At 32.8% G+C, this 20,329-nt stretch carries 20 protein-coding genes; all 20 read right to left on the bottom strand.

Annotated elements, in window-relative coordinates; translation table 11 throughout:
- Positions 1-15 precede the first annotated feature (15 nt).
- The 20 genes from truB to rpsB all read right to left on the bottom strand — a co-directional run bounded on the left by truB (position 16) and on the right by rpsB (position 19,884).
- Positions 16-930 carry a tRNA pseudouridine(55) synthase TruB gene (truB, locus tag BUB48_RS15110; protein ID WP_242944247.1) on the bottom strand — a complete coding sequence of 305 codons (915 nt, stop codon included), beginning with the start codon at positions 928-930 and terminating at the stop codon, positions 16-18.
- 9 nt (positions 931-939) lie between these two features.
- Positions 940-1,890 (bottom strand): DHH family phosphoesterase, encoded by a 951-nt coding sequence (locus BUB48_RS15105; RefSeq protein ID WP_084524706.1) that lies wholly within the window; start codon positions 1,888-1,890, stop codon positions 940-942.
- Positions 1,887-2,246, bottom strand: a complete 360-nt coding sequence (gene rbfA, locus BUB48_RS15100) for a 30S ribosome-binding factor RbfA (RefSeq protein ID WP_073027301.1) — start codon at positions 2,244-2,246, stop codon at positions 1,887-1,889. Before rbfA ends, BUB48_RS15105 begins: the two co-directional genes overlap by 4 nt.
- Positions 2,247-2,270: 24 nt before the next feature.
- Entirely contained in the window at positions 2,271-4,493 is a 2,223-nt protein-coding gene (infB, locus tag BUB48_RS15095; RefSeq protein WP_207648353.1) for a translation initiation factor IF-2, read from the bottom strand.
- Between the two features lie 23 nt (positions 4,494-4,516).
- Positions 4,517-4,831, bottom strand: a complete 315-nt coding sequence (locus BUB48_RS15090; protein ID WP_073027258.1) for a L7Ae/L30e/S12e/Gadd45 family ribosomal protein — start codon at positions 4,829-4,831, stop codon at positions 4,517-4,519.
- The gene (gene rnpM / locus BUB48_RS15085; protein ID WP_073027256.1) at positions 4,818-5,093 is read right to left on the bottom strand and encodes an RNase P modulator RnpM; all 276 of its coding nucleotides are present in this window, start codon (positions 5,091-5,093) and stop codon (positions 4,818-4,820) included. The genes BUB48_RS15090 and rnpM overlap by 14 nt, the downstream gene beginning before the upstream one ends.
- An 11-nt stretch (positions 5,094-5,104) precedes the next feature.
- Positions 5,105-6,148 (bottom strand): transcription termination factor NusA, encoded by a 1,044-nt coding sequence (nusA, locus tag BUB48_RS15080; protein WP_073027254.1) that lies wholly within the window; start codon positions 6,146-6,148, stop codon positions 5,105-5,107.
- A gap of 16 nt (positions 6,149-6,164) precedes the next feature.
- The gene (locus BUB48_RS15075; RefSeq protein WP_073027297.1) at positions 6,165-6,584 is read right to left on the bottom strand and encodes a ribosome maturation factor RimP; all 420 of its coding nucleotides are present in this window, start codon (positions 6,582-6,584) and stop codon (positions 6,165-6,167) included.
- Between the two features lie 210 nt (positions 6,585-6,794).
- Positions 6,795-11,048, bottom strand: a complete 4,254-nt coding sequence (locus BUB48_RS15070) for a PolC-type DNA polymerase III (RefSeq protein ID WP_073027252.1) — start codon at positions 11,046-11,048, stop codon at positions 6,795-6,797.
- A 24-nt stretch (positions 11,049-11,072) separates the two neighbouring features.
- Entirely contained in the window at positions 11,073-11,717 is a 645-nt protein-coding gene (locus BUB48_RS15065) for a glycosyltransferase family 2 protein (RefSeq protein ID WP_242944242.1), read from the bottom strand.
- A 15-nt stretch (positions 11,718-11,732) separates the two neighbouring features.
- Positions 11,733-12,794: a flavodoxin-dependent (E)-4-hydroxy-3-methylbut-2-enyl-diphosphate synthase gene (gene ispG, locus BUB48_RS15060; protein ID WP_073027248.1), complete on the bottom strand. Its 1,062-nt coding sequence runs from the start codon at positions 12,792-12,794 to the stop codon at positions 11,733-11,735.
- A 9-nt stretch (positions 12,795-12,803) separates the two neighbouring features.
- Positions 12,804-13,814, bottom strand: a complete 1,011-nt coding sequence (rseP, locus tag BUB48_RS15055; protein ID WP_073027246.1) for an RIP metalloprotease RseP — start codon at positions 13,812-13,814, stop codon at positions 12,804-12,806.
- Positions 13,815-13,819: 5 nt separating this feature from the next.
- A complete protein-coding gene (locus BUB48_RS15050; protein ID WP_073027244.1) occupies positions 13,820-14,977 on the bottom strand; it encodes a 1-deoxy-D-xylulose-5-phosphate reductoisomerase in 1,158 nt (385 codons plus the stop codon).
- Positions 14,978-14,986: 9 nt separating this feature from the next.
- Positions 14,987-15,793: a phosphatidate cytidylyltransferase gene (locus BUB48_RS15045; protein ID WP_073027242.1), complete on the bottom strand. Its 807-nt coding sequence runs from the start codon at positions 15,791-15,793 to the stop codon at positions 14,987-14,989.
- Between the two features lie 12 nt (positions 15,794-15,805).
- The gene (locus BUB48_RS15040) at positions 15,806-16,531 is read right to left on the bottom strand and encodes an isoprenyl transferase (RefSeq protein WP_073027240.1); all 726 of its coding nucleotides are present in this window, start codon (positions 16,529-16,531) and stop codon (positions 15,806-15,808) included.
- Positions 16,532-16,611: 80 nt separating this feature from the next.
- A complete protein-coding gene (locus BUB48_RS15035; RefSeq protein ID WP_073027238.1) occupies positions 16,612-16,812 on the bottom strand; it encodes a hypothetical protein in 201 nt (66 codons plus the stop codon).
- A gap of 2 nt (positions 16,813-16,814) precedes the next feature.
- On the bottom strand, positions 16,815-17,372 hold the full coding sequence (gene frr, locus BUB48_RS15030; RefSeq protein ID WP_073027236.1) for a ribosome recycling factor: 558 nt from the start codon (positions 17,370-17,372) through the stop codon (positions 16,815-16,817).
- A 3-nt stretch (positions 17,373-17,375) separates the two neighbouring features.
- Entirely contained in the window at positions 17,376-18,089 is a 714-nt protein-coding gene (gene pyrH / locus BUB48_RS15025; protein WP_073027234.1) for a UMP kinase, read from the bottom strand.
- 108 nt (positions 18,090-18,197) lie between these two features.
- Positions 18,198-19,106, bottom strand: a complete 909-nt coding sequence (tsf, locus tag BUB48_RS15020) for a translation elongation factor Ts (protein WP_073027232.1) — start codon at positions 19,104-19,106, stop codon at positions 18,198-18,200.
- A 79-nt stretch (positions 19,107-19,185) separates the two neighbouring features.
- Positions 19,186-19,884: a 30S ribosomal protein S2 gene (rpsB, locus tag BUB48_RS15015; protein WP_073027230.1), complete on the bottom strand. Its 699-nt coding sequence runs from the start codon at positions 19,882-19,884 to the stop codon at positions 19,186-19,188.
- Positions 19,885-20,329 lie beyond the last annotated feature (445 nt).

Genomic DNA, 20,329 nt, shown 5'->3' with positions numbered 1-20,329 from the left:
CGTATCTCCTCTTAATCAGGTAAATAAGGTCTTTACTCTAACATAATTTTTATTATATAGATTATCTAACTCTATATTCCCTAAAGCGATGAAATCATCATCTATATATAATCGAACCATTGTTCCTGCTTCATACACTTCGATATCGTCCTCTAAGCCTGGAGAAAAAATCGGATTACCATTTATTGCAGATTTCTCAGCAGATTTTTTTACATTTATTCTATGAAGTTCATGAAAAAGCAAGTCTGGCTTATATATTAAATTACATAATTCTCCTTCTTTAACAGCATTTCTTATTTCTTCAAGAGTGTTAGCGTCTTCTATTCTAAATGGAGATGATTCTAACCTAATCAGTTGGGACATATGAGCCCCATATCCTGATTTCTCACCTATATCATGACATAATGTCCTTATATAGGTTCCCTTTGAACATGATATATCTAGCATAAATTCATCTCTAGCTAATTTATCAACAATTGTTATATTATAGATTTCAATATATCTACTTTTTATATCTACATTTTGTCCTTCAATAGCGTATTGGTATAATTTCTTACCGTTTTGCTTTATAGCTGAATATATAGGAGGTGTTTGAAGAATTTTGCCTTTAAAATTCTCTAAAAGCCCATTTATAGTTACAATATCTAGATCTGGTACAACAGTTTGCTTAGTTACTTTCCCATATTTATCCTGGGTATCTGTGGAAATACCAAATTTTATATTCGCCCTATACTTTTTCCTTTTTTCAGTAATATACTGAACTGCCTTTGTAGATTTTCCAATACAAATTGGCAGAACTCCAGCAGCTTCGGGATCTAGTGTTCCAGTATGTCCCACCTTTTTTATACCAGTTTCTCTTCTTATAAAATTAACTACATCATGCGAAGTCATACCAGGGGGTTTCAGAACATTAATTATGCCATTCATCATTTACATCACCTAAAATACATTGATTACATCTTCAACTATTTTTTCTTTTATATCATTTAATTCTCCATCAACAGTAGCGCCTGCAGCTCTTATATGTCCTCCACCTCCATATTTCTGGGCTATTTTACTTACATCGATATAATCTTTTGATCTAAATCCGATTTTAATTTTTCTTTCATAAGTTTCTTTAAACAAAAGCGCTACTTCCACTCCCTTAATATCTCTTGCATAATTAATTAGTCCATCAGTGTCTTCATCTTTTGCTCCAAGCGATTCAAAATCTTCTTTGCTTAACATTATTGAGGCTATTTTATTATCATAATGGAATTCCATCAAACTTAGAGCTTTTCCAATTAACTTCATCTTTGATATAGAGTTGTTCTGATATAGAGCCTTATATACTTTCGCTGGTTCTACACCATTATTTATCAAGTTAGCAGCAATCTGATGAGTTACAGATGTAGTATTGCTGTACTGGAATTGACCCGTATCAGTAACTATACCTGTATAAATACATTCACATATATCTTTATCCAAAATTATTTCAAGCTTGTTAATTAATTCATATACTAATTCAGCTGTTGCTGAAGCATTTGTATCAATTATATTGTGATGCCCAAATTTTGTATTGCTTATATGGTGATCAATATTTATTATATCTTTATTTTCTAGGTACTTAGCACTTTTTCCAAGCCTGCTTATATCACCACAATCTAAAGCAATAACTAGATCTATGCTATAGTCCCCTCCAGGTTTTACAACTTTGTCAGCGCTTTTTAGAAATTTATATATTTCAGGCACATCATCATCTTGTATGATAACAACATTTTTACCTAGCTTTATTAGAGCATTATATAACGCAAGACATGAGCCAATATTGTCTCCATCGGGCATGACATGAGACAATATGGCAATGTTTTTTCTCTCTTTTATCAACTTTACAGGCCCTTGATAAATCAATTCTGCCTTCCCTCTTCCTTATTTTTAATCTCATTAAGAATCTCAGCTATTCTAGCACCGTGTTCTATAGATTCGTCTAAAACAAAATGAATCTCTGGTAAGTATCTTATCTTCATGTTATCCCCTAGCTTTTTTCTTATGAATCCGCTTGCGTTTTTTAGGCCTTTTAAAGTTATTTCCTTTTCTTCTTTGCTTCCATATATGCTTACATATACTTTAGCATATTTTAGATCCGGAGTCGTTTCTACAGAAACAATGCTACACATAGCAGAAATTCTAGGGTCCTTCAACTCATTCATAATTATTGAACTGATTTCTTTTTTTAATTCTTCCGATATACGATTTAGCCTTTGCATAGACATAAATAATCACCTGCTTCTTTATTTTCTTGGTATTGCTTCCATAGTGAAGCATTCAATTATGTCTCCTTCTTTTATATCGTTAAACTTTTCCAAACTTATACCGCATTCAAAGCCTGTATTTACTTCTTTAACATCGTCTTTAAATCGTTTTAATGATGATATTTTGCCCTCATAAATAACTACACCATCTCTAATTACTCTTACATCATTGTTTCTATTTACTTTACCGTCTGTCACATAACTACCTGCTATGGTACCAATGCTTGAAGCTTTAAATATTGCTCTAACTTCAGCATGACCTAATACTACCTCTTTATATTCAGGCTCCAACATTCCTTTCATGGCAGATTGAATGTCTTCTATAGCATCGTATATTACTCTATATAATCTTATATCTACCTTTTCTTTCTCGGCTAATGTCATTGCTGAAGCTTGTGGTCTTACATTAAAGCCAATAATAATTGCATTGGATGCAGAAGCAAATGTAACATCCGTTTCCGTTATAGCTCCTACTCCACCGTGTATTGCCTTTATCTTCACTTCATCATTGCTTAGTTTTTCAAGTGATTGTTTTACAGCCTCTACTGAACCTTGTACGTCTGCTTTTACAATTAGATTAAGCTCTTTAACTTTACCAGATTGTATCTGGCTGAACAAATCATCCAAAGAAATTTTCTGCCCACTCTGTAAGTGTTCTTGACGATATTTTTCTTTTCTTTTATCAGATATTTGCTTTGCTACTTTTTCATCATCGACCACAATAAGAATATCACCAGCATCAGGCACTTCTGCTAAACCTGTTATTTCAACAGGAGTAGAAGGCCCCGCCTTCTTTAAATTCTTACCTTTTTCATCTGTCATAGTTCTTACTTTGCCATGTGTGTTTCCTACAACAAAGAAATCACCAGCATTTAATGTACCATTTTGTATAAGAACCGTGGCTACAGGTCCTCTATTTTTGTCTAATTTAGCTTCAATAACTGTACCTTTAGCTTTTCTGTTGGGATTAGCTTTTAATTCCTGCATTTCTGCAACCAATAGAATCATTTCCAAAAGATTTTCAATTCCAATCTTCTTTTTAGCAGAAACAGGAACACATATAGTATCACCACCCCAATCTTCAGGCAATAAACCATGTTCTGTTAATTCTTGCTTAACTCTGTCTGGATTAGCTCCAGCCTTATCTATCTTATTAATAGCTACAATAATTGTTACATTAGCAGCCTTAGCGTGATTTATGGCTTCAATTGTTTGAGGCATAACTCCATCATCTGCTGCTACAACTAATACTGCAATATCTGTTACCTTTGCTCCCCTTGCTCTCATGGCCGTAAATGCTTCGTGACCAGGAGTATCTAAAAACGCTATCTTTCTTCCTTCAACATTGACCATGTAAGCTCCAATATGCTGCGTAATTCCACCAGCTTCTGTAGCGATAACATTAGTTTGTCTTATGGCATCCAAAAGAGAAGTTTTACCATGGTCTACATGCCCCATTATTGTTACTACAGGTGGCCTTGGTTTTAAATCTTCTTCTTTATCTTCTACATCATTTAAGAGCAATTCCTCATCATCTTTATCAATAGCTCTTTCAATTTTAATTCCGAACTCATCAGCAATTAAAGCTGCCGTATCAAAATCTAATTCTTGATTTATGGTTGCCACAACACCAAGCAACAATAGCTTTTTAATTATCTCTGCAACAGTTTTTCCTGTTTTTTCACTAAAATCCTTTACTGTAATGGTACTTCCAATCTTTATCGGTTTCTTAGGTACATTTGCTTGGATATTTTCATCCTTATTTACTTGCACATTGATCTGTTTCCCTTTTTTCTTATCATTTTTATTATATGTTTTTTTTGCATTATCTTCATTTTTCTTGTTTGATACAATCTTTTTATTCTTCTTAGTTAGTTTTTTACTACGAAATTCACTTTCAAAGTCTTCATTAATAACATCTTTAATAGCATCTCTAACTGATTCCTTTGGTTTTAAAGACTCCGTAGAATTTTGATTATTCCTCCTTCTATAATCAATATTTACTTTTTCTTTGTTTTCAGTTTTATTCTCAGCTCTTTTTTCATTATTAGTAAATAAATCTCTAATAGCTTTTTCCTCATGACTTTCTATATTACTCATATGGTTATTTATATTAATATTTGCTTCTTTAGCCTTGTTTATCAATTCTTTACTGGACACTCCTAACTCTTTAGCTAATTCATATAATCTTTTTTTACTCAAACAGTTCACCCCCAGTTTTTTAATTAAACGCAATTTTCCACTAAATTCATTAAATACTTTGCAATTCCTTCATCAATTATACCTGCTACGGATCTTATTTTTTGACCTAAACTTCTGCTCATTTCTATCTTAGTCAAGCAAATAACATATGGGACATTATAATAAACTGAAGAATTTATAAATCTTTTCTTAGTATTATCAGAAGCATCTTCTGCTATTATAAGTAATTTTACTCTATTTTTCCTTATAGCATTTCTTGTAGTGTCTTCACCTGTAACTACCTGGCCTGCTTTATATGCCATACCTAACATTGATAGAAACCTTTTACGACTTTCCATTTGATAGTATTTGCTCCCTAAGTGTTTCAACAAGTGCTTCATCAATTTGTGTTTCCAATGCATGTTGTATTCTTTTGGCTTTGATTGCACTTTCAAAGCATTCCACAGTAGGGCATATATAGCAGCCTCTTCCAGATGCTTTTCCCTTTAAATCCATGCTTACATTACCTTCTGGACTTCTTACTACTCTTATCATTTCTTTCTTTGGCTTCATTTCGTTGCAACCTAAGCATTTTCTCATGGGAACCTTCTTTTTTAGCATCCAATCACCTCTTATCCATTTAATAAGGCTTGTGATTCACTTTTTATATCAATTTTACAACCAGTAAGCTTTGCTGCTAATCTTGCATTCTGACCTTCTTTTCCGATTGCTAGAGAAAGCTGAGAATCACTTACAATTACATTAGCAGTATTCTCTTCTTTATTTATGTTTACACTTATTACTTTAGCAGGACTTAATGCACTTGCAACATATACAGCCATATCACTACTCCATTCAATGATATCGATCTTTTCTCCTCTTAATTCATCAACTATCACTTGAACTCTTTGGCCTTTTTGTCCCACACATGCTCCTACAGCATCAACATTCTCATCGTGGGAATATACTGCCATTTTTGTCCTTGAACCAGCTTCTCTTGATATACTTTTAATTTCAACTATTCCATCTTTTATTTCCGGTACCTCAAGCTCAAACAGTCTTTTTACCAACCCTGGATGAGTTCTGGATAATATTACCTGAGGCCCTTTAGTAGTCTTTTTTACCTCAACTACATATGTTTTTATTCTATCACCTATATTATAAACCTCACCAGGTGTTTGCTCATTTGGTCCAAGAATTGCTTCCGTCTTACCAAGATCAATATAAACATTATTTTTTTCTTTCCTTTGAACCATTCCAGTTACTATCTCATCTTCTTTGTTAATAAATTCCTCATAAACATTACTTCTCTCAGCCTCTCTAATTCTCTGTACAACAACTTGCTTAGCAGTCTGTGCAGCTATTCTACCAAAATTCTTCGGAGTCACTTTTATTTCTACAATATCACCTATATCATAATTCCTATTGATTTTCTTAGCCTCTTCTAAGCTGATCTCCAATAAATCATCATTTGCTACCTCAACAACAGTTTTTCTTGCATATACTTCTACATCCCCATTTTCTCTGTTTATTGTAACTTTGACATTTTGTGAAGTTCCATAGTTTTTCTTGTATGCAGTAACCAATGCTGCATCAATAGCATCAAAAAGGACTTCCTCTTTTATACCTTTTTCCTTTGCAATCTGTTCAATTGCCTGGAGAAATTCCCCATTCATTTATTCATAACCCTCCTTAAAATTTAATCAAAGGTCTCATAATAGCTATTGCTTTCTTATCAACTTCAATTTCTTTACCATTATAACTTAACACCACTTTATTGTCGTCATAATTTAATAATATAGCTTCAATAGTTTTTTTACCTTCAAAAGAATCATAGAACTTCACTTCCAAATCCTTATTAAGGTTTTTCCTATAATCTCTATCCGTTTTCAATGGTCTATCGATACCCGGTGAAGATACTTCGAAAATATAAGAATGGTCTATGGGATCAATTTCATCTAGTTTATCACTTACAGCTTCACTCACCAATTGGCAGTCATCTATGGTTATTCCATCTTCTTTGTCAATAAACAATCTTAAGTACCATTGACCACCTTCCTTCTTATATTCAACATCAACAAACTCAAAGTTATATTTGTTTAAAATTGGCATACTTATCTCATATAGTATGTCTTCTATCTTTTTCTTCAAAGTAACTCCTCCTTAATTATCCAATGAAATTCATTCACCATTAAAACCATTAGATTCTTTCTTAAAAGAAATATGTTTATAATAGGAAAGAGTGGGAAAGCCCCACTCTAATTGAAAATAATAAGTATGTGTCCAGAAAAATTATATCATTGATTATATATTCATGCAAGTTTAAAATAAGCTCAATTGGTTATTTTCAGGCAGACCATCTAAACATCCATGATTTCTCATTATTTCTATAACAGTTTTTGATATCTTTGTTCTTTCCCTCAAATCCTCTATAGAAATAAATGGGCACTTATTCCTTTCTTTTACAATGCTTATAGCTGCATTAGCACCTAAGCCTTGTAATGCTCTCAATGGAGGTCTTATACCTTCATCTGTAACAACAAATTTATCTGCTTCAGATTTATACAAATCTACAGGTAAAAGCTTTATCCCCCTACAGTACATCTCATATACAACTTCTACTAATGTCATCAAGTTTTTTTCCTTTGTAGTTGCATTATTCCCTAATTTATCTAATTCAATCCATTTTAATTTAACCAAATCCTTCCCTTTAGTAAACATATCTGCATCAAAATCATCTAACCTTACCGTAAAATATGTGGCGTAAAATGCTTCAGGATAATAGACTTTATAATATGCAATTCTAAAAGACATCATCACATAAGCAGTTGCATGGGCTTTTGGAAAAAGATACTTAATAGTTTTACAAGAGTTTATATACCAATCTGGTACACCTTTCTCAATCATAGCCGCTTCAGACTCAGGACTAAGGCCTTTTCCTTTTCTGACACTCTCTGCTGTCTTAAAAGCCAATTTCGGTTGTACTCCTTTATATATAAGATATAACATTATATCGTCTCTAGTTGATATAACATCTTTAAGAGTGGCTTTACCACTTCTTATTATATCCTGGGCATTATTTAGCCATACATCAGTCCCGTGTGATAATCCTGATATTCTTAGTAATTCAGCAAAGGTTGAAGGCTTTGTATCCATAAGCATCTGTCTAACAAATTTCGTTCCGAATTCAGGTATACCTAAACTTCCAACCTTACAATCTATATCTTCCAAGCTTATTCCCAAAGCTTCCGTTGAAGTAAAAAGACTCATAGTCTTCTTATCGTCAAGTTTAATGCTTTGGGCAGGTACTCCCGTTATATCCTCAAGCATCCTAATGATAGTCGGTACATCATGACCTAAAATATCAAGCTTTAATAGTCTTCCGCTAATGGAATGATAATCAAAATGAGTAGTAATCACTGATGAATCAGCATCATCTGCTGGGTGTTGTATAGGAGTAAATTCGTAAATTTCTTTATCAGAAGGAACTATCATAACCCCTCCAGGATGTTGACCAGTTGTCCTTTTAATTCCCGTACATCCATCTATCAATCTTTTAGCCTCTGCACTATTGAGTTTTTTACCTTTACTTTCAAAATATTTTTTTACAAAACCATAGGCCGTTTTCTCAGCAATAGTACCTATTGTTCCTGCTCTAAAAACATGACCTTCACCAAAAAGTTCTTCTGTATATTTATGAGCTATTGGCTGGTATTCACCTGCAAAGTTCAAGTCAATATCAGGTTCTTTGTCTCCTTCAAAACCAAGAAAAATTTCAAATGGTATGTCATGCCCATCCTTTTTTAAGCTATTACCACAAACAGGACAATCCTTATCAGGAAGATCTGCTCCAGATCCAATGCTTCCATCTGTATAAAAATAGGAATACTTGCATTTTTCGCATACATAATGTGGTGGAAGAGGATTTACTTCAGTTATATCACACATTGTTGCAACAAAGGAAGACCCAACAGATCCTCTTGAACCAACAAGATATCCGTCTTTCATAGATTTTGTTACCAATTTATGTGCAATTAGATATAAAACAGCATATCCATTATTTATTATAGAATTCAATTCTTTATCTAATCTCGCCTTAACAATAGGAGGCAATTCCTCTCCATAGATGCTATGGGCTTTTTTCATGGTCATCTCTCTTATCTGTTCATCAGCCCCATCAATTTTGGGCGGGAATGTCTCTTCAGGTATTGGTATAATTTCTTCTATTTCATCAGCTATCTTATTAGGATTCTCTACCACTATTTCATAGGCAATGTCGCTACCGAAATAGCTAAAATCTTCCAACATCTCATCTGTTGTTTTAAAATATAATGGTGCCTGATCATCTGCATCGCTATATCCTTGCCCAGCCATTAGAATCCTTCTAAAAACTTCATCTTGAGGTTCAAGAAAATGGACATCTCCTGTTGCAACAACAGGCTTATTCATTTTCTTGCCTAATGTATATATCTTTTTATTTATTTCTATAAGGCCATTTCTGTCTATGGTTCCGTTTCTCACCATAAAATCATTATTACTCAATGGCTGCACTTCAAAATAATCATATAGCTTAGCTTTCTCAAATAACACGCTATCACCAACATTATTAAGTATTGATCTATATATTTCTCCTGCTTCACAGGCTGATCCTATAATCAATCCTTCTTTATAGTTTAATAACACGCTTTTTAATATCCTTGGCTTTTTATAAAAATAATCAAGATGAGAAACTGAAATAAGCTTATATAGGTTTAATAACCCAATATGGTTTTTAACTAAAATAATTATATGATATGACTCTGATGTTTTAAGGTTTTTGCCTTCTTTTATAATACTGTTTATTTGAGCCATAGACTTTATATTTTTTTCTTCAAGTAATTTAAATAATTCAATGAGTACTAGAGCTGCAGCCTCTGCATCATCTGAAGCTCTATGATGATTTTCCAATTTTATACCAAAATGATCACATAGAATATTTAATTTATGTTTATTAATGGGTACCAGATTTCTGGATAGTTGTAATGTATCTAACACAGGATTATTAACTCTCATACCTAATAAAAACGCATTCTGTCTAATAAAACCCACATCAAACATTGCATTATGTGCTACTAAAGGTCTATCGCCAACAAAATCCAAAAACTGAGGTAGGACTTCTTCAATCGAAGGTGCATCACTGACCATCTCATCTGTTATACCAGTCAACTTCTGTATCTTTTCAGGTATAGGTATCTTAGGATTAATTAAAGAGTTAAATTTGGATATAACCTTCCTATCTTTAATTAAAACTGCACCAATCTCAGTTATTTTATCATTTACATTGTTAAGACCTGTCGTTTCTATATCAAATACAACATATTCATCATCAAAGCTATAATCTATTTCATTGTAAACAATAGGAATACCGTCATCTACTAAATATCCTTCCACTCCATATAAAACTTTTACACCATATTTTTTTGAGGCCTCATAAGCTTCGGGAAATGCTTGTACAACTCCATGATCAGTTATGGCTATTGCTTTATGTCCCCAATCCTTAGCTTTCTTTATTAGTGCAGTTGCAGATGCCACTCCATCCATTGCACTCATTGAAGTATGAGCATGGAGTTCAACCCTCTTTACTAGAGCAGTATCCATTCTATTCTCTAATTCTAAAGCCATAATACCAATGGGATACAATACAATTTCTTTGGAGTATGGATCAAGTTGGACATCACCCTTAATCTTCACAGCACTTCCAGGACTTAACATGTTTCCTATGGTTGTTAAATCATCCTCTTCTTTAAGAAACATCTTACATATTATGGAATTAGTATAATCAGTTACATATATATTTAATATTTTCTTACCATTATTTAGAACTTTAGATTCATGATGAAATATTTTACCTTTGATAACAACCCTTCCTGATTCCTCATTCAAGTTATCAATAAAAGATATAGTATCATCAGAAAATAGTTTACCATAAATTACCTTATTTTTAGTTTCTTGCTTATCTTTGAGCTCCGTTGGTTTCTTGTCAACAGATTTTAATGTTTGGTCAATTATTTTTCTTTCTTCTTCAATAAGAGAATCTATATAATCATCATTACCTAAAGAATTTTCTATATAACTTAATATTACACTTGCTTCAATACCATATTGATCTAAAGCAATTCTTTCTATTAACTGATCCAACTTTTTCTGTTTTAAATAATCATAAGAAATCTTGGAGCTCAATATAATGTGTATTTTATTATCCTCATAACACTTTATTGAACTATCCTTTAAAAAGCCAATAAAACCAGGGTTATCATTTATGACCCTAGTCATGATATCATCTTTGCATTCTTCTATATTACCCGTTTTTCTTGATATGTCTGCTTCTTGTGAAATAATTAGTTTAACTTTTGTTAATGTATATTTCTTAGCTAGCTCTGATTCAATGGATTCTAACTCTCTTACATCAATTAATGCTTTAGGTTTTATATATAGTTCCCAAACTCTTTTCTTTGGATGTACTTTTATTTTATTGATATCAAATAATTTAGTGTATAGTTCAATATAGTTATCTGCTTTTGTCATTTTATTCTGCATGCTATCACCAAAAACCAACGTATTTTATTTATTACTTACTGATTTGCTAATAACTTTTAATATATCTTTATACATTCTTAGCCTGGAAGAAAAACCATTTATAAAACCAAGTTTTTCTTCCTTTGTTAAATGAGTTATGTCATCCAAATATATGTCTTTAATCTTATAACCCTTTTTATTTACATGAATAGTTAGAGTTACTTCTATTCCATATCTAACTATATCCATGTCTTTTATCTCGTCTAATATCAATTTCCTAACCGCTCTTTGTCCCGAAAGATCGGGAGCAATTTTCTGGGCAATATCTGTTATAGCTCTTCCATTTTTAAATATTCCTACAGTCATATCAATATTTTCATGTATAATGGGAGTTATCAAATCATAAACATGATTTTCTCTTAGACCTATAAGATCAGCATCAAGTAATAACACAATATCTGAACTGCATTCTTTCAATCCCGCTTTTATAGCTCCACCTTTTCCTATGTTATCTTTAAGTTCGATAACTTTAACATTATAATTCTTAGCAATGTTGACAGTGTTATCCCAAGAGCCATCACTAACCACAATTATCTCATTAATCAAGGAGCAATTTGAAACTACATTTAAAACATTTCCAATAGTTTTTTCTTCATTATATGCAGGAATAATCGCAGCAACAGACATCATTGTTCCCTCCCCCATTCAACATGAAATAATATGTTTTATTTCCTCTATCAACACATCCACAGCTTCATTTTCATCAACCTTTTTAATAGGTTCTCCTTTAATAAACAGCAAATATTCGCCCTTTCCTCCGGCTATCCCAATATCTGCATCTTTTGCTTCTCCCGGTCCGTTGACTCCGCATCCCATAACAGCAACCTTGACTTTCTTTTTTGCCTTCAAATTCTCTATACGTCTATCAACTTCTTCTGCTATATTGATTAAATCTACAGAACATCTTCCACATGTAGGGCAGGAAACAATCTCGATTCCTGAATCTAAAAGTCCCAAGTTTGTTAGTATTTCGTTAGCTACCATTATTTCTTCTCTTGGATCACCTGTTAGTGATACTCTTATTGTATCGCCAATTCCTTGATACAATAGACAACCAATTCCAATAGACGATTTTATGGTACCCTTTTTGATTGTTCCTGCTTCAGTAATTCCTATATGAAGAGGATAATCTACTAAATTCGAAATCATTTTATAAGCCTCAATTGTATCCATTACGTTGCTAGACTTAATTGATATTACAATCTGATCATAGTCCAACTGCTCTATCATTCTTACATTCTTTATGGCACTTTCCACCATTGCTTCAGGTTTCGGTCCACCATATTTTTCAAGGAATTCTCTCTCTACAGAACCTGAGTTGACTCCTACTCTAATTGGTATTTTTCTATCCTTGGCAGATTCTACAACTTTTTTTAATCTTTCATTACCTCCTAGGTTTCCAGGGTTAATTCTTATCTTGTCTGCTCCATTTTCAATAGAAGCTAATGCAAGTCTATAATCAAAATGAATATCTGCCACAAGAGGTATGTTTATAGATTTCTTGATAGTTCTTATAGCTTCTGCTGCTTCCATGGTTGGCACAGCCACTCGTACTATTTCACAACCTACATCCTCAAGCTTACGAATTTGATCTATTGTACCTTTTATGTTTTCTGTTTTTGTGTTAGTCATGGTTTGAACAATTACCTTATGTCCACCACCTATTGCAATATTCCCAATTTTAATTTCTTTTGTTATCTTACCCATAATCTTTACCTACCTAAAAAAATTTAATATATTAAACTTTATTAAATCTTTGTATGCAATAATAACTGCAATAACCATCAATGCCACAAAACCAATAAAGTTAATAAAACCTTCTTTTTCTATGTCTATTGGTTTACGTCTTATTAGTTCTATAAATAAAAATAAGAGTCTCCCACCGTCTAATGCTGGTATGGGCAATAGATTTACAATTCCCAGGTTCAAACTAAGGAAAGCTGTAAGGTTCAGCAAGTATAAAAAACCAACTTTTGCAGCTTCATTTATAAATACAACAATTCCGATGGGCCCTGATACTTCATCAGTAGATGCTCTACCAGTAAAAAGTTTTACAAGAAAATCCAACATAGCTTTTGATACTTCTATAGTTGTACTTAATCCGTTTTTTATTGACAATCCACTTATTTTAAGGGTAGGAGTTATTCCTATAACTGCTCCATCAGTTTCATTTTCAACTATTGGCGTTACTATAACATTTTTTATTTCATTATTTCTTTGAAGAGTTATATTAATTGGAATATTTGGATTAGATGAAATTGCTTTCTTTATGCTGTCCCAGTCTTCTACCTTTTTTCCGTTTATCTCAACAATCCTATCTCCTTTTTGTATTCCTGCGTCATAAGCAGGTTTATTCACAATGACTTCATTAATAGTCGTACTTTGAGATATAATCAAAGAAAAAATCAAAACAGCCAATATAAAGTTCATCAAAGGTCCGCAGAATATTACAGCCATTCTTGTTAGTAATGGTTTATTATTAAAAGCTTTTATATCCGAAGATGCTTCATCCTCTCCTGTAAGCTTGCAATACCCACCAATAGGTATAGCTCTTAAAGAATAAAGGGTTTCCCCTTTTTTCTTTCCTGCAATCTTAGGTCCCATGCCAATAGCAAACTCTTCAACTCTTATACCGGATAATTTAGCTACTATAAAATGACCAAATTCATGAATCATCACAATAGCAACAAAAACCAGTGCAGATATAATTATATTACCAAAAGACATTATTCTCACCTCTTTCTATGCAACTCTAAAGCCATATTCCTTGCCCATTCATCTGTGCAAAATACATCTTCCAAACAATTAATATTTGTTCTTACATGTTTTTCTAAAGTATCTGCCACTATATCATATATATCCGTAAAAGCAATTTTTTCTTCTAAAAAAAGGTTTACGGCTACCTCATTAGCTCCATTTAACACTATACAACTGCTATCTCCATCCTTCAAAGCATCGTAAGCAAGATTTAAACAAGGAAATCTACTTATATCCGGCTCCTCAAAACTAATAGATTTGATCTTAGTGAAATCCAACCTATTATAATGTGTTACGGTTCTTTCAGGATATGTTAAAGAATACTTTATAGGAATTCGCATATCAGGTATTCCTAACTGAGCTAGAACAACTCCATCTACAAACTCCACCATTGAATGTATTATGCTTTCTGGATGAATACATACATCTATGTTATCAGGGCTTATATCAAATAACCATCTTGCCTCTATGACTTCTAACCCTTTATTCATCATTGTTGCAGAATCAATAGTAACCTTCTTTCCCATGTTCCAGTTAGGATGTCTTAATGCGTCTTCCAAAGATACATTTTTTAGTTCTTCTATACTTTTCTTTCTGAAAGGTCCACCAGATGCTGTCAATATAAGTCTCGACACAAAGTCTCTATGTCCATCAATACATTGAAATATTGCTGAATGTTCACTATCTACAGGTATTATAAAAGCATTTTTTTCTTTTGCTTTTTCTGATATAATCCTTCCTGCTGTAACTAATGTTTCTTTGTTTGCTAGTGCTACTGTCTTGCCTTTTTCGATTGCCATATAAGTTGGCTTCAAACCAGCTATACCTACAATAGAAGATAAAATAATGTCAGCTTTTTCGTAAGTAGCAACATAGCTTAGTCCTTCTTCACCATACATTACATTTACCTTTTTATTGTTTGAAGCTATGATTGTTTTAAATTCCTTGTACTTTTCATAATCGTTTATAACTACTACTTCAGGTTCAAATTCCAAAACCTGATTATATAAAATATCTATGTTAGAATTTGTAGTTAATGCACATACATTAAAATCTCTTTTACTATTTCTTATTACATCTAATGTTTGAGTGCCTATAGACCCAGTTGAACCTAATATTACTATGCTTTTCATATATACTCCTTACAAAAAATTTTTGATTATAATTACATAAGTGTACACAGTTGGTGCAGTAAACAATATACTATCGAATCTATCAAGTATTCCACCATGTCCAGGAATAAGATTACTATAATCTTTAAGATGTGAAAATCTTTTTATTGATGAAGCAAACAAATCCCCGATTATTGATGTTAATCCACATATTAATCCAATAATAACAAAATGAATGATGCTCATCTCATAATCCATATTATTAAAAACTGCTCCTACTAAAGCACTAAGCAATGCGCTTATTGCTATACCTCCCAAAGCCCCTTCGACAGTTTTTTTTGGGCTTAATAGTGGACAAAGCTTTTTTTTGCCAAAATAACTGCCAATAAAGTAAGCCCCTGTATCAGAAAACCAAGCAGTTAGAAAAGGCAACCAAACAAGTATTTTTCCATTTACATCATTATATATAAAGATTATGCTGCTGAAAAGAAGCGGTACGTAAATGATTCCCAAAGTAGTGATAGCAGCATTGATTATATTATATTCTCTTTTTATAGTATCCAAAAAAACCAATAGTAAAGCTATAAATATTAATATAGAAAAATTTATATGGTTAATAAGATTAAAATATATTAATATATAATAAATTATTGTTATTAGATATCCAACCCATGAAATTGGCTTATAATCTGTATTTGAGAATGCTTTATAATATTCATACAATCCTGTAACCGAAAGCAAAAACACAAATAGATAAAGCAGATTTCCTCCAAACAATAAAACACCAATTATCAATGGCAATCCAACAATTGCGCTGATGACTCTTGTCTTAAGCATATATATCCTCCATTATTTTACTTTTCCAAAGCGTCTTTCTCTTTTTTGGTACTCACTTATGGCTAAGTCTAAGTCTTCCTTGTTAAAATCAGGCCATAATACATCAGTAAAATATAATTCACTATATGCGCTTTGCCATATTAGAAAATTGCTTAATCTCATCTCACCACTGGTTCTTATAACTAAATCCGGATCCTTATCACCTGCAGTATATAGATAATTAGAAAGAAGATTTTCATCTATATCAGTTTCATCTATTTCACCCTTTAGAATCTTTCTTGTCATTACCTTAACAGCATCGATTATCTCTTTTCTTCCCCCATAATTCAGTGCAATATTAAATTGAAGACCTGTGTTATTCTTTGTAAGTTCAATAGCTTCTTTAATCTGTTTTTTTGTAGCATCAGGTAACGCCTCTATGTCTCCCAATATTTTGATTTTTACATTATTCTCATTTAGCTCTTTTATTTCCTTTTTCATATATTCTACTAATAAGATATTTATCAAATAATCTACTTCTTCTGCAGGTCTTGCCCAGTTTTCAGTGGAAAAAGCATATACTGTCAGTATTTTAATACCTATATCACTTGAATATCTGACAATTTCTTTTAAGGCTTCGACTCCTGCTTTATGTCCCAATGACCTTGGCAAGCCTCGTTGTTTAGCCCACCTACCATTTCCATCCATTATCAATGCTATATGTTCTGGTAGTTTTTCAATCCTAAATTCTTTCATCATTATGCCTCCGAATAAAATACTAACTATATTTTACACAATTATGCACCGAAAAAAAACCCCCTCTTCCAGAGGGGAGTTTATTACTTAAAATAACTAATAGTTAAAACAATTTTTCGTTCATCTTCTAATTGCCTTACCACAATAGGCTCATATAAATCTGGATCATTCTCATTATTATCATGTGGTGCCTTTGTCACCTCAACAATTATCTCCTTATCATGAGGCAATTTCAATAATGCATCATTAAGCTTATATCCGATTAATAAAAGATTTTGCTGCAATATTAAACCTCCATGATTTCCTTTTCTTTTGATTCGAGTATTTTATCAATTTCTTTTATCGCCTTATCTGTACATTTTTGCATATCATCCTCAGATTTTTTTAACTCATCTTCAGTAATTTTATTATCTTTTTTTAGTTTCTTTAAACTATCGATTGCGTCCCTTCGGGTGTTTCTTACAGCAACTTTGGCTTCTTCACCCATTTTTTTAACAACCTTTACAAGCTCTTTTCTTCTTTCTTCTGTTAATTGAGGAACAACAAGTCTTATTATTTTCCCGTCATTTGTTGGAGTAATGCCTAAATCTGACTTTAGTATTGCTTTCTCAATTAAACCAATTGTTTTTGAATCCCAAGGTTGTATCGTCATAACCCTTGGCTCTGGGGCCGATATATTGGCAAGCTGATTGAGAGGTGTTTCTACACCATAATATTCAACAGTAATCCTATCTAGCATAGCAGGATTTGCACGACCTGCTTTCAAAGCAGCTAAATCTTTCTTTAATATGCCTATAGTTTTTGTCATCTTCTCTTCTGCTGTTTTCTCAATCTCCTTAATCATATTTTAATCCTCCTTTACTATTGTTCCAATTGTTTCCCCTTTTACTACTCTAATAATATTATCAGGATCACATAAATTAAACACTATTATAGGTATCTTATTATCCATGCAAAGTGATGCTGCCGTTGAGTCCATGACACCTAATCCTTGGTTTATCACATCTATATATGAAAGATAATCATATTTTTTTGCATTTTTGTTTTCTACAGGGTCACTATCATATACCCCATCAACTTTTTTAGCTAAAAGAATTATTTCTGCTTCTATCTCTGCAGCTCTGAGTGCAGCAGTAGTATCCGTTGAAAAATATGGATTTCCTATTCCTGAAGCGAATATTACTACTCTTCCTTTTTCTAGATGTCTTATAGCCCTTCTTCTTATATATGGTTCAGCAATCTGTCTCATTTCTATTGCTGTTTGAACTCTTGTGGGTACATCTATCCTTTCTAATGCGTCCTGCAAAGCTAAGGCATTTATCACTGTAGCAAGCATTCCCATATTATCTGCGGTTGTCCTGTCCATTCCTATACCGCTTCTGCCCCTCCAGAAATTACCGCCTCCTATAACAATAGCAACTTGTACTCCCATAATAACTAGTTCTTTTACCTTACCAGCTATGCTTTCAATTGTCTTTTGGTCTAAACCAAAATCTTTCTCTCCTGCTAGTGCTTCACCACTTAACTTTAAGATAACTCTTTTATACTTTATTGATTCCATAAAACATGCCTCCAGTAAAGCTAAAATTTCTACATCAAGTATAAAAATCCTTCTAATTTTAGAAAAAAAGAGAACACAAAGTGTTCTCTATCTTCAATTGTAATATATTTATTTTTTAATTTGACTCATTACTTCCTCAACGAAGTTATCTTCTTTCTTCTGTATTCCTTCACCTTTTTCAAATCTTACAAATCTTTTTACAGAAATTTCTGTACCCATCTCCTTTGATTTATCGCTCAAAAGCTTACCAACAGTTCTTTCTCCATCCTTAACAAACAGCTGATCCAATAAGCATATTTCTTTCAACTGTTTCTTAAGTCTTCCTTCTATCATTTTTTCTACTACTTCAGGCTTTTTACCTTCATTCATAGCCTGAACTTTTAGTATCTCTCTTTCCTTTTCAATGTATTCATTAGGTACATCAGATTCCTTAACATATAAAGGATTCATAGCAGCAATTTGCATTGCAATATCTTTACCTAGTTCAATCAACTCATCATTTACTACTGAACTTTCTAGTTGAACTAAGGTACCTATTCTGCCACCACCATGTATATAAGATACAATTGCTCCATTGTCTTCAACAAATTTTTCAAACCTTCTTATAGCCATATTTTCACCGATTTTTGCAATCAATGAGCTAAGAGCTTCTCTTACCTTCATGCCATTATAATCAGTTTCCAAAAGCTGTTCTAATGTATCTAATTTTCTGTCTACTATAAGTTTTGCCATTGAATTTACAAAATCGATGAACTCTTGATTTTTAGCAACAAAGTCGGTCTCACAGTTAATTTCGACAATTGCTCCTACTTTTTTATCATCACTCACATATGTACCTATCAGACCTTCAGCAGCTATTCTTCCTGCCTTTTTTGCTGCAGCTGCAAGGCCCTTTTCCCTTAAATACTCTATTGCCTTTTCTATATCACCATTTGTCTCAACCAAAGCTTTTTTGCAATCCATCATTCCTGCTCCGGTTCTTTCTCTAAGTTCCTTTACAGTTGAAGCATCAACCATACTAATCTCCTCCTAAACATTATTAAAGGTAAGGGATGGAGAATATTAAAAGAAAACTCCGACCCTTACCGCATAATCACTATTCTGCTAACTGTTCACCTTGTCTTGCTTCTATTACAGCATCTGCAATCTTAGAAGTTAAAAGTTTAACTGCCCTTATAGCATCATCATTACCCGGTATTGGATAATCAACTTCTTCTGGGTCGCAGTTTGTATCAACAATTGCAACAACCGGAATTCCTAATATATGGGCCTCTTGAATAGCTATTTTTTCTTTTCTTGGATCTACAATAAATATGGCTCCTGGCAATTCATCCATGTTTTTAATGCCACCTAAATTTTTCTCAAGCTTTTCTTTTTCTGCTTTTAGCTTGATTACTTCTTTCTTCGGCAATACATCAAATGTACCATCATTTTCCATTTGCTCTAATTCTTTTAGTCTCTCAATTCTTTTCTTGATGGTTTTGAAGTTGGTTAACATTCCACCAAGCCATCTCTGATTAACATAGAACATATCGCATCTTACTGCTTCAGATTCAATGGATTCCTGAGCCTGTTTTTTTGTACCAACAAAAAGAATACTCCTTCCTGAAGCGGCAACTTCTTTAACAAATTCATAGGCTTCTTCTACTTTCTTTACAGTCTTCTGAAGGTCTATGATATAGATGCCATTTCTTTCAGTAAAGATGTATTCAGCCATTTTGGGATTCCAACGTCTTGTCTGATGTCCAAAATGTACACCAGCTTCTAATAATTGTTTCATAGAAATTACTGACATTTTTTAATGCACCTCCTGTGGTTTTTCCTCCATAGCCATCTTCTTGACTAAAAGCATTGCTGCACCCTCTAGTCAATCAAGCTATGTGTGATTTTTCACATATTGTAGTATATCATATATGTACATTGTTGGCAATAAAATTATTTATGGAGTTATACTCTTATGCTTGCCAATATAAAACATTTTATTCAATATTTTATTAAGTAAATAGTCTTCTTCTCCAAACAATAGTAGATGATTTATTGTTGAAAAAAAAATGAACATTGATGCTAATCATCTATCGAAGTGAACCATATGGCAACTTAAATCATAACTACCCGTAAAACGGGTAGTTTGCTCTGAGGCTATAACCTCTGTTACCGGCCAGCGCCTAAAGACGCTGGCTTTCATTTCGTTCAATCCACTACGCCCTTGTCGCTTTTGCCGCCCCTTAAGGGACGACCGT

This window comes from Lutispora thermophila DSM 19022 (assembly GCF_900142105.1).
Classification (GTDB): Bacteria; Bacillota; Clostridia; order Lutisporales; family Lutisporaceae; genus Lutispora; species Lutispora thermophila.
The sequence above is the reverse complement of the archived record's forward strand: the minus strand, read 5'-3'. Positions and strand labels throughout refer to the sequence as shown.

Coding starts and splice junctions, on each gene's coding strand:
- truB (WP_242944247.1), bottom strand. CDS start 930: ATGATGAATGGCATAATTAATGTTCTGAAACCCCCTGGTATGACTTCG.
- rbfA (WP_073027301.1), bottom strand. CDS start 2,246: ATGCAAAGGCTAAATCGTATATCGGAAGAATTAAAAAAAGAAATCAGT.
- BUB48_RS15090 (WP_073027258.1), bottom strand. CDS start 4,831: ATGGAAAGTCGTAAAAGGTTTCTATCAATGTTAGGTATGGCATATAAA.
- rnpM (WP_073027256.1), bottom strand. CDS start 5,093: ATGCTAAAAAAGAAGGTTCCCATGAGAAAATGCTTAGGTTGCAACGAA.
- nusA (WP_073027254.1), bottom strand. CDS start 6,148: ATGAATGGGGAATTTCTCCAGGCAATTGAACAGATTGCAAAGGAAAAA.
- BUB48_RS15075 (WP_073027297.1), bottom strand. CDS start 6,584: ATGCCAATTTTAAACAAATATAACTTTGAGTTTGTTGATGTTGAATAT.
- BUB48_RS15070 (WP_073027252.1), bottom strand. CDS start 11,048: ATGCAGAATAAAATGACAAAAGCAGATAACTATATTGAACTATACACT.
- BUB48_RS15065 (WP_242944242.1), bottom strand. CDS start 11,717: ATGATGTCTGTTGCTGCGATTATTCCTGCATATAATGAAGAAAAAACT.
- ispG (WP_073027248.1), bottom strand. CDS start 12,794: ATGGGTAAGATAACAAAAGAAATTAAAATTGGGAATATTGCAATAGGT.
- rseP (WP_073027246.1), bottom strand. CDS start 13,814: ATGTCTTTTGGTAATATAATTATATCTGCACTGGTTTTTGTTGCTATT.
- BUB48_RS15050 (WP_073027244.1), bottom strand. CDS start 14,977: ATGAAAAGCATAGTAATATTAGGTTCAACTGGGTCTATAGGCACTCAA.
- BUB48_RS15045 (WP_073027242.1), bottom strand. CDS start 15,793: ATGCTTAAGACAAGAGTCATCAGCGCAATTGTTGGATTGCCATTGATA.
- BUB48_RS15040 (WP_073027240.1), bottom strand. CDS start 16,531: ATGATGAAAGAATTTAGGATTGAAAAACTACCAGAACATATAGCATTG.
- frr (WP_073027236.1), bottom strand. CDS start 17,372: ATGATTAAGGAGATTGAGAAAACAGCAGAAGAGAAGATGACAAAAACT.
- pyrH (WP_073027234.1), bottom strand. CDS start 18,089: ATGGAATCAATAAAGTATAAAAGAGTTATCTTAAAGTTAAGTGGTGAA.
- tsf (WP_073027232.1), bottom strand. CDS start 19,106: ATGGTTGATGCTTCAACTGTAAAGGAACTTAGAGAAAGAACCGGAGCA.
- rpsB (WP_073027230.1), bottom strand. CDS start 19,884: ATGTCAGTAATTTCTATGAAACAATTATTAGAAGCTGGTGTACATTTT.